General features: G+C 49.2%; 13 protein-coding genes. 3 read left to right on the forward strand and 10 right to left on the reverse strand.

Annotated features, from left to right (window positions below):
* The 3 genes from LDL35_RS03195 to LDL35_RS03205 form a co-directional block, all read left to right on the forward strand.
* A partial coding sequence (locus LDL35_RS03195) for an ABC transporter ATP-binding protein (RefSeq protein WP_304019425.1) occupies window positions 1–676 on the forward strand: 676 nt, incomplete at its 5' end.
* Window positions 673–1,461: an energy-coupling factor transporter transmembrane component T gene (locus LDL35_RS03200; RefSeq protein ID WP_304019427.1), complete on the forward strand. Its 789-nt coding sequence runs from the start codon at window positions 673–675 to the stop codon at window positions 1,459–1,461. The genes LDL35_RS03195 and LDL35_RS03200, both read left to right, overlap by 4 nt.
* A gap of 82 nt (window positions 1,462–1,543) precedes the next feature.
* Window positions 1,544–2,104: a response regulator gene (locus tag LDL35_RS03205; RefSeq protein ID WP_304019428.1), complete on the forward strand. Its 561-nt coding sequence runs from the start codon at window positions 1,544–1,546 to the stop codon at window positions 2,102–2,104.
* An 11-nt stretch (window positions 2,105–2,115) separates the two neighbouring features.
* Here LDL35_RS03205 and LDL35_RS03210 read toward each other — a convergent pair whose 3' ends face one another.
* From LDL35_RS03210 to LDL35_RS03255, 10 genes are all read right to left on the reverse strand, one after another.
* Complete coding sequence (locus LDL35_RS03210; protein WP_304019430.1) at window positions 2,116–2,826, reverse strand: tetratricopeptide repeat protein; 711 nt, start codon at window positions 2,824–2,826, stop codon at window positions 2,116–2,118.
* A gap of 80 nt (window positions 2,827–2,906) precedes the next feature.
* On the reverse strand, window positions 2,907–3,665 hold the full coding sequence (locus LDL35_RS03215) for a tetratricopeptide repeat protein (protein ID WP_304019432.1): 759 nt from the start codon (window positions 3,663–3,665) through the stop codon (window positions 2,907–2,909).
* 98 nt (window positions 3,666–3,763) lie between these two features.
* Entirely contained in the window at window positions 3,764–4,213 is a 450-nt protein-coding gene (gene ndk / locus LDL35_RS03220) for a nucleoside-diphosphate kinase (RefSeq protein ID WP_304019435.1), read from the reverse strand.
* Window positions 4,214–4,215: 2 nt separating this feature from the next.
* Window positions 4,216–4,407 (reverse strand): 50S ribosomal protein L24e, encoded by a 192-nt coding sequence (locus LDL35_RS03225; RefSeq protein WP_011448599.1) that lies wholly within the window; start codon window positions 4,405–4,407, stop codon window positions 4,216–4,218.
* Window positions 4,408–4,412: 5 nt separating this feature from the next.
* Window positions 4,413–4,616: a 30S ribosomal protein S28e gene (locus LDL35_RS03230; protein ID WP_011448598.1), complete on the reverse strand. Its 204-nt coding sequence runs from the start codon at window positions 4,614–4,616 to the stop codon at window positions 4,413–4,415.
* A gap of 5 nt (window positions 4,617–4,621) precedes the next feature.
* Window positions 4,622–4,990 (reverse strand): 50S ribosomal protein L7Ae, encoded by a 369-nt coding sequence (gene rpl7ae, locus LDL35_RS03235; protein WP_011448597.1) that lies wholly within the window; start codon window positions 4,988–4,990, stop codon window positions 4,622–4,624.
* Window positions 4,991–5,139: 149 nt separating this feature from the next.
* Window positions 5,140–7,230 (reverse strand): DUF2298 domain-containing protein, encoded by a 2,091-nt coding sequence (locus tag LDL35_RS03240; protein WP_304019445.1) that lies wholly within the window; start codon window positions 7,228–7,230, stop codon window positions 5,140–5,142.
* A 3-nt stretch (window positions 7,231–7,233) separates the two neighbouring features.
* Window positions 7,234–8,193 (reverse strand): lysylphosphatidylglycerol synthase transmembrane domain-containing protein, encoded by a 960-nt coding sequence (locus LDL35_RS03245; RefSeq protein WP_304019448.1) that lies wholly within the window; start codon window positions 8,191–8,193, stop codon window positions 7,234–7,236.
* A complete protein-coding gene (locus LDL35_RS03250; protein ID WP_304019449.1) occupies window positions 8,183–8,896 on the reverse strand; it encodes a glycosyltransferase in 714 nt (237 codons plus the stop codon). The genes LDL35_RS03245 and LDL35_RS03250 overlap by 11 nt, the downstream gene beginning before the upstream one ends.
* The coding region (locus LDL35_RS03255) for an NAD(P)/FAD-dependent oxidoreductase (RefSeq protein ID WP_304019451.1) at window positions 8,897–10,000 on the reverse strand (1,104 nt) is incomplete at its 5' end.

Below are 10,000 nucleotides of genomic sequence, written 5' to 3' on the forward strand. Positions count from 1 at the left end.
TCCGGTTATCGCAACCATCGACTCCCTGATCAAACGATATGGCACAATAGAAGCACTCAGTGGCGTCTCCCTGACTCTCTATGAAGGGGAATTTATTGCAATCCTTGGTGAGAATGGTTCAGGGAAGACGACTCTGGTGAAGCATCTGAACGGTCTGTTACGACCTGACGGGGGATCTGTCCATGTGCGAAGCCTGGATGCAGCCACGGCACCGGTCATCGATCTTGTCAGGCAGACCGGCCTTGTGTTTCAAAACCCTGATACCATGCTCTTTGCTGACAGTGTCAGAGATGAGATCATGTTCGGCCTTGAGAATATCGGAGCAGACTCTCCTGATCAGGTCATTGGAGATGTGCTTGCCATGGTCGGGCTCTCAGGCTCTGAAGCAACCTATCCCCGGCATCTCTCGCGGGGTGAACGGCAGCGGCTAGCAGTCGCCTGTATTCTTGCGATGAAACCCGGACTTATCATTCTGGATGAACCGACCACCGGTCTTGACGAGAAAGAATCTGACCGGATGATGGATCTTATGCTGACGTTGCAGAAGAGCGGGCATACCATCATCATGGTTACGCATAATATGCGGATTGCCGAAAGTTATGCAGGCCGGATCATTGCCATGGAGAATGGCCGGGTCATCGGGGATTATCATAACCTGAAGGGGCGTGCATCATGAGTGAGATTCTGCAATATATACCGGGAACCAGTCCGCTTCATCATCTCAATCCGGTCACCAAACTGCTCCTGGTCATTCTCATCGTCGGGCTATGCGTAATGTCAGCCCAGGTACCGTTTCTCTGTTTTCTCATTGGTGTTCTGGTGCTCGGTGCCCTTTTTTCCGGTCTTATCAAAGAGATAATCAATCAGGTCCCGTTCCTTATCCTGTTGTCATTCTTCCTCGTAATACTGACCAGTCTGACGGTCCAGGAAGGTGACTTGTTACTCACCATTCTTCCGTCTGCTGAACCTGGAGTTCAGGGATATGGGATCACCCTTGGCGGGCTTCTCTTTGGTGTTATCCTCTCCCTCCGGTTTATCGTGATGATAACGGCATTTCAACTCTTTGTCGTGACCACAAAACCCAGTGATCTGGTGACCGGACTTTTGGCATTCCGCCTTCCGGTTGACTATGTCCTCATGCTTCTGATAGCGCTCCGGTTTATTCCAAGCCTTCAGCTGGAGGCCAGGCGGATCCATGAAGCACAGCTTTGCCGGGGTTATAACCCGGGAACCGGTATATCCGGGAAGATCAGAAGCATGAAACCGATTATGATACCGCTTGTTGCAAATTCACTTGCAAAGACTCAGGTCCTCGGTCTTACCCTTGATATGCGGGGGTATCGGGCGCGAAAAAACCTTCCCCTTCATAAACTGGTCTTTGGTTTTGGTGATGTCATCAGTGCGGTGCTGGTTGTGATAATTCTTGCAGCATTTGCATATCTTCACGTTTTCAATGCATAAAGCGGGGTCAGACCAGATCCGCCCCGTTTTTGATCCTGCATCGCCATGATTAAAGTCCTTGAATGGTAATAAGTCTCTATTTATGATATCCGTCCTGCTTGTTGATGATGAACCGGTCATTCTGGATATTGCCCGTGCTTTTCTGGAAAGGCATGGTGAGTTTTCCGTTACCACTGTGCTCTCCGCCGAAGAGGGCCTTGCATTGCTGAATGAGCGGGGCTTTGATGCCGTGGTCTCTGATTATGAGATGCCGGTTATGAACGGGCTGGGTTTTCTCAGGGCAATTCGGGAAAAAGGAGATCATATCCCCTTTATCATCTTTACCGGAAGAGGCAGGGAGGATGTGGTCATCGAGGCCCTCAATGCCGGTGCTGATTACTACATTCAGAAAGGCGGGGATCCGCGTGCTCAGTTCACTGAACTTGCATATAAGATCCGTGAATCAGTACGAAAGAAAAAGGAGGTCCAGCCCCCGGCCGAACATGATACCATCAGGTCCAAGATTATCGGCCATCTTCATGCTCTTGAAACTCAGATATCCATGCTGAAGGCAGCAGGGGTTACTCCGTCACAAGAGCCCCTCATCAGGGAATGTGACTCTCATATCAGGGATCTGCTCATGCTCTTTGGAGAGCACAAATAGGAAAATAAAATTTAATTTCTTTCAATCAGGCTTTTTGCCATCGCGAAAGCTTCATTTGCTTCATTGATCTGACCAAGAGCCAGGTGAATCTCTCCTTTTTTATTCCAGAGTTCCGGGCTGTCTGGTTCTAATCCGGTCATAACCTCATAGCATTTCAGGACTTCCATATACCTGCCCAGCTTTGTCAGGGTGTATGCCTTATGCTGCCAGAGATCCACCCGTTTTGGATCTATCTCGATTGCCTTGTCAAACCTCTGCAGAGCCTCTTCATACTGCTCAAGCCGGTTGTATGCAAATCCGATCAGCAGCCATGAGTTCTCCTTTTTATCCTGGGGTCCTGCCAGTTCCAGTGATCGCTCTGCAGATTTTATGGCAAGTTTATACTGACCACTCTCTATATATGAGGATGCTTTCCCCTGCCAGGCGCCACTCTCATCAGGATTAAGCCTGATTGCCTCATCAAAGTCATTCATAGCCTCCTGCTGCCGGCCCAGGTGCTGAAGTGCAATACCGCGGTAGGTCCATACCTTCGGATTTATCGGGTCAAGTCGGATTGAATGACTATATGCATTCACTGCTTCTGTATAGAGTCCGTCTTTTGCAAACCGGTTACCCTGCTCTATCCAGTCCTGTGCACTCCATCCCTCAGTTCCCAGACATCCGCACAGGAGGGTGGGTATCAGCACTGCCAGGGTCAATAAAACAGTTGAAACGAACTTCATGAAGATACACATTCCAGGTGCCTGAATGCACAATTCTCTTTAAACGTTGTCAGAGAAATATGAAATGTCTTCCTGCCGGGTCAGGGAATTACCGTTATAGGTGTTTTTGGGATTTTACGGGCAATAACCTCTCCCTGCTTTTTATAGAGGAGATTTGCCTGACTTATGGCGATGTCCGCCTCATCAGTTCTTCCCAAAACCCGCAGTACTGATGCCTTGTTTATCCAGTTCTCTGCATTGCCCGGATTTATCTTTAATGCTGCCTCAAATGAATCCAGCGCATCGGTATAGTTCTTTTCCATAACATAGGCATACCCGCGTGAGCTCCAGGCTTTCTCGAGCGACGGGTCCATCTGAAGTATCTTATCAAAATGTGAGATGGCAAGATCATACTGTCCACGGCCAGACAAGGCAAGGCCCCGATGATACCAGTATTCGGTGTTGTTCTCATCAAGCTCTATTGCCTTATAGAATGACCTGACCGCCTCATCATAATCACCCATCATATAACTGGCCCTGCCTTTCATGAACCATGCCTCAGGATAATCCGGTTGTATTCGTATCGCAGAGGTAAACGCATCTATTGCGTCCTTATATCGGACCAGTTCAAAAAGGGCCAGACCTTTCAGGTAGTAGAGCTGACTGTTACTTCCTGACAACTGGATGGCCTGGTTATAGAGTGATACTGCCTCGGCATACCTTCCAGAATTATATGCGGTCTTTGCCTCGTCTGAAAGGCGGTCAGTCTCTGTGCATCCGGATATCAGAACGACGGCAATCAGAAGAGATACAAGGATGCAGAGTGAACCAATTCTGATTGTCCGGTCGGATGAGTTCATTCCAGGTCACCAGTCTGGTACTATTTTTCTTCTTTTGTATTGAAACATCCGTTCAATGAACCGGAATGGAAAAAAGATGATAATCCCAGTAAAAAAATTTATTCGTAGAGGTACTGTTCATCTATCCGGGTATATGAAACAAGTTCTTCCGGTTTGAAATGAATAGCAATCTCGCGATTTGCAGTTTCAACAGAATCAGAGCCATGGATGACATTCATCCCTATCTCAAGGGCATAGTCTCCACGAATCGTACCAGGTGCTGCACCGGCAGGATTGGTTGCTCCGATCATATCCCTGCTAATCTTCACGATATCTTTTCCTTCCCATACCATCAGGAAACAGGGTCCTGAAGTGATGTATGCCTTCAGACCTGGGAAGAAGGGTTTCTGCACGTGTTCTGCATAATGCTCCATGACCCGTGCATCAGGAAGCCGTTCAAATCGTGAGGCAACCATCTTGAATCCGCGGCGTTCAAACCGGGTGATAACCTCACCGATCAGTCCGCGCTGAACTCCGTCAGGCTTTACCATCAGAAATGTCCGTTCCATTGTTATACCTTGCCAAGAGCTTTCCGGCCAGCGGTGGTCCATCTGACACGGCGTGGAATACGTCCGAGCTTGTGGTTCTTCTGGCACTTGGTGCTGCAGTAATAGAAAATCTGTCCGTCCTTTTTGACGTACATCTTCCCGGTTCCAGGCTCCATCTGCAGGCCGCAGAAAGAACAGATATGCGTATCAATCATTGTTCTTACCTCCGGGAAAGTTTCTTTGCTTCACGTTCAGTCTCAAGGAGCATCAGAACATCACCTTCACGGATCGGTCCTACCGTGTTACGGGTGATAATCCGCCCCTTGTTCGGGCCATCAAGGATACGGGCTTTCACCTGCATGGCTTCTCCATGCATACCGGTTGACCCGATAACCTCGATTACTTCAGCGGGCGTTCCGTCCATGATATTCACTCAGCTTTGAGAGCTGCTATCTGGGCAGCAATTTCATCGATGGTCTCTTTTGCTTTTCCGGACTTTACGATAGCTGCAGCAGCAGAGCCGACTTCCAGTCCGCAAGCAGCGCCGATATCATTCTGCTTGCTGATGAAGAGATACGGAATCTTCTTTTCTTCGCAGAGTGGTCCAAGATGCATGACGATCTCTGCTGGTTCAACATCTCCGCCAATAAGGACCAGCTGTGCGATCCCGCGCTCGATGGCCTTGGTGGCTTCGTTGGAGCCCTTTTTGATTTTTCCGCTTTCACGTGCGGCTTCGACGGCTTCAAGAGCCTTGTTCTGGATCTCTTCAGAGACTTCAAAGGTAACGTAGTTTGCCATGAATTCACCTCATTCAGGAGGGGCATGACCCTCCGTCATCACTCATCAGCAGATGACGAATGTGCCATATTAGTTACGATTGTGGGCGTTTAAAGGTTCTTAGATCTGGTTTTGCTTCCAAGGGAAATATCTCCCCGACTGGCCGGGTTTCATGAAGCCTGATGCTGGTAGATCACGATATCGCGATTCCGGTAGAGTTCCTGAAGGTCATGGGCGGGTAGAGAAATATTATATTTTTGTTGCTCTTCAGGGCCGACATAGAGCAGATCTGCCCGGTACCGTTCCATGAGGGGGATTGTCTGGTCCGGGTTTTCATATATGGTCCTGATATGATTGCCCCGCTCACCATACCAGCCTTCCGGATAATTCCCCCTCCACATATATTCATGGAACTGCCATCCGATGATCGTCGGGATTCCGGTGAATGATGAGACCCGTGAGGTATACTGGTAGTCATCCCCGGCTGCTTCCACGATAATATGCTCACCGGGGAGGGTTCGTAAAAATGCAAGAGCTTCAGCATCCTCCCTATGAGATTGTGAAAGCCATGCCATGCCATCCAAAGTAGGGGTATGCGGTCCGTGGATGGTGGAGACGATGACCGGAGGGACAATCAGGCAAAGGCAGAGCATGATTATGATAGATGACTCGACGAGCCGTGAAGTCAGCCCTGGTTTTCTGGTGATATATGCATCCAGCTCGTTTCCAATCATCAGGGCCGCAGCAGTTCCGCAGAGGAGCCAGGCACCGATATAGAGTTTGAATACCGTGTTCATCCGGTAATAGACCTCTCCCATGTTATCTGCCAGGTAGATAAGTTCACAAAAGAGCAGAATTGCAAGTCCTCCTGCAGCCAGAAGATCTGCAGATCCTGATCTTCGCCTGATGACAAAAATCAGGATCAGGGTTGCAAGTGCAGCGGAGAGGTACCCGGTCAGGAAGAACGGGAAGATGGCAAGAAGGATCCAGGGAACTTTTCTGAGTTCTGACCTGAAAGAGAATAAAAAGGCAGCAAAGAACCAGCCATGGACCATGATAAACTGCCAGATATCAGTCGGGGTATGGACAAACCCAATCCCTGCAATTCCCTGGGTATGCATCCCAAGGAGGAGCGGACTGATGAGGGCCAGACTCATGGCCGGAACAAGGAGGAGATAAAATCCTGCAGCAATCACGGGTTTTTGGAACCATTGTCCCCCCCGCTCCCGGATCATTGTCTGCACAGTGTGCATAACAGCCTGAATTGTAAGGGCTGGTGCCCCTCTATATTCACGTCCAATCAGACAAAATCCTGTCACCAGAATCATCGGTGCCCAAATCAGGACATCCCAGCTGTTGACTACCGGAATTACCGAAAGCCCGAGTGCAGTCAGGAGAAGAATTAAGATACGTGCCCTGGTTCCATCTCTCCAGCATACCAACGCAGCGGTTACCATGAGAACCAGAAATGACTGGGCCATGATACCAAGGACATGGGCATGGACATCACCAAACAGAAATGAGAAGAGTGGATATTCGTTGATGGTGTCCTGAATGACTCTGCTGCTATCCCAGAGAAGGGTAAAGGCCCGGGTTCCGGTAAGGGCAAGGTAGATGAAGTACGGATTTACGACAAAAAATGCCAGTACCGGGAGTAATCTGGTATGCCGTAGGGTCAGGTGTCCCACTCCGTAGAGATTGACGGCAGAAAGTGCGGCGATTGTGGGGAGAGCAAGGCTAAAGAGGATGTTTGAGGGGATCCCGGTGAGCATCGCCGGTGTTGCTATGATCCAGTGACCAAAATAGTAGTATACATTCAGAAACCCTCCGGCAAACCAGGGGTCAAGAGGGGGAACCAGGGGCGTTCTAAGAATCGATGCAAGAAATCCATGGTCCATGAATTTCTCCGCCCCGTTGATATCAGGATTGTATGCCCTGACGATGAGCATGGCAAGAAACACGCCGAAAAAGAGCAGGTAGTAGCGCCATTCTGAGGGGATGGCTTTGTAATGTCCCGTCTTATGAAATATTCCGGTGCAGAGATATGCAACAATGATCGGGATCAGACCAGTATAGGGAGGAAGACCACAGAAGACTGCATACCAGGTTGCAAGAGCGGTCAGGATAAATCCCGCAGTCCAGGATACGGGGACCGCAATTTTGGGCAGGTATTCTTTTATCAAGGGATAGAGAGAGAGATGGAATAGGAAAAGAAGGAAGAGCCAGGATAATACCGCAATAATCTGTCCTGATTCAATCATACCTTATGATTCATCCTTCAGTCTTTTCTTAATACTTTCAGAGAGTTCGGGGATTACCCAGTCTCCTAAGTACATGATAGAGATCGCCCCTCCGATAAGGGTGATACCATTCTTAATCAGGTGGTCGATGACTGCGATAAGGGTGGATACTGCCGGACTTGTCCCTGCCAGTTCAAAGATGACGGCAAGGGCAAATTCATAGGTCCCGACTCCGCCGGGTGTGAGGGGGACTGCTTTTACAAGGTTTCCTGCAACTACTGCAAGCAGGACGATTGAAAAAGGGATATCCTGCCCGAACATAAGGGCAACAAGGGAACAGATGGCAGTATCAAGTATCCAGATACCAAGTGATGTAACTGCGAGAACACATGCGGACCGGGGAGTCAGGGATGCATTCCGCATCTCATTCATCATCGTCAGAACATACCCGATGTATTTATTGTCAGTCTGAACTTTGCCCGTGAGGATGAGAACCAGAAAGAAGATTCCCCCAAGCACGAGTGGAAGAATGAGCAGCATGAGAACCCAGGACGGGGCGTTCAGCACAAAGACCACTGCGCAAAGCCCCAGGACTGCTACCGAGATGATATCAAAAACCCGCTCCACGATGATGGAGGAGAGACCCTGGGAGATGGTTGCATCATAATCATGCTTGAGCAGGACCACCCGGATCAGGTCTCCAAGCCGGGCAGGGACGATAAGGTTTACCGTTTGTGATATGTAGATACAGGCCGTTGAAAAGATGAGTGAAATGGATACCTGCATCCGCGAGAGGATGGACTGGTACCGCCCTCCCCTGACAAACCAGGCACACAGGCAGATAAAACATGCCGGGATAAGATAGAGCGGTCTTACATAGGCAAGTGCATCGGCCAGGTCATTCCAGACTCTGATGACCATGACGGCCAGGATTCCTACTGCCAGAAGAACAGAGAAGATGATAGCACAGAGTTTACGATACATGGAGCTGCCACCAGAGTCGGAGAATTGCTCGTCCCATCTTCCAGATATCACCTGATCTGACTGTCGTTTCCTGTCCCTCTGTCCAGATTACCGGGATCTCTGCGATACGAAGCCCTTTATGCTGGGCACGTACAAGGATCTCGGTATCCCAGAACCAGTGGGTATCACATGTCTCCTGCAGAAGGTCCCTGAGCACTTCGGTTCTGAATGCCTTAAATCCGCACTGATGATCAGAGAGGGTGCTTTTCAGAATAAGCCGGACCAGCAAGTTATATCCCCTGCTTTTAATCTCACGGCTGCAACTTCTGATGATTTTGCTCTCCGGAAGAAGCCGTGAACCGGTTGCCAGATCATACCCTTCAGTAATTCGGCCAAGGAGTTCTTCAAGATGGGAGATGTCGGTTGCCATATCAACATCAAAATAACAGAAGATATCTCCACGGGCTATTGAGGCAGCACGAGACAGGGCCGATCCCCTCCCCAGCCGCTCATCCCGGTGCTGGTGGATGACCTGTGGGCTCTCCCGGGCAAACGTTGCTGCTAATTCAGCAGATCCATCGGTGCTGGCATCCTCGGCTATGATGAGTTCAAACTCTGAAGCAATGCAGGATAGCGTCTGCAGAACTCGTGGTACCGCCTCTTTTAGGGCATGAACATCGTTGTACACCGGAATGACAACTGTTACCGGTTTTGATATTGTCACTCAGGTCACTTCCGGATTCTTTTCCATCCTGACGATCTCTTCTGCAGCCCTGAGTCCGGCACGAACCGATCCCTCAATACTCCGTTCCGGATAGTTCTCTTCAGAAAACATACCGGCAAGAACAAGTCCGGGAACTGATATCATGTTCATCTGCTCTTTATACCCGGCAAGATATAGCGGCCCGGCATAGGGGTCTCTAGTCATTTCTGCCCATAGTATCTCATCACTCCTGACTGAAAATTTTCTCTGGAAATCTTCTATCATCCGTTCCTTCAGGTCGGTGGGCGGCGTGCCGGTGTAATATGATGCAAGATAGACGATATCCTCACCATACCATGCTCTTGGGGCAAAACAGGTATGTCCGATGACAGCTCCATAGGGGGCATCATCATACAGATTAATCCAGTAAATACCCTGAGTGACAGGACGGACAAGCCCCATGGTCAGACAGGCCGCTCCCTGGTAGGGGATATCCGGAATATCAAGACCGGTTTTTTTCAGAAGACCGGGTGCGATGGTTGCAATGACGGCATCGAATGGTTCATCATTTATATACCATTCCCACCCGGCTTTTTGTATGGAGGTAACCGGTGTGTTTATTCTTATCTCTCCTCCATATCCGGTTATCGTATTTGAAAGACTTTCGATGAAGGATGAAAACCCCCGCTCAAGATATCCGAGCCGCTCTCCCCCAAGACTTCTATCCGAACGGATAGCCACCCGGCTGACAAGCCATGCGGCAGAGATTTTCTCTGCATTCTGACCAAATTTTGAATTCAGGAGTGGCCTGAAGAATGAGCGGTAAATTTTCTCTCCAAGCTGCTCTGTAAGGAATTTCTCTGCGCTTATGGTGTCAAGGTGTGACAGATCAAAGTGTTTGACTTTTTTGGTGAATAATGCGAGCCTGAATTTTTCAAATATGCTAAGGTGAGGATAGAGCAGTATTTCGAGGGGGGTGGTGAGGGGATAGATGGTCCCGTTTTGGTATGTACCGGTTGACCCTTTGAGCCAGAGTATCGTATCAGACAGGTTCAATTCATCTAAAAGGTGTAAAAATGCCCTGTCTCCAGAGAAGAAATGGTGATAGTACCGCTCAATGGAATA

Source organism: Methanospirillum hungatei, assembly GCF_020216685.1.
Lineage (GTDB): Archaea > Halobacteriota > Methanomicrobia > Methanomicrobiales > Methanospirillaceae > Methanospirillum > Methanospirillum hungatei_B.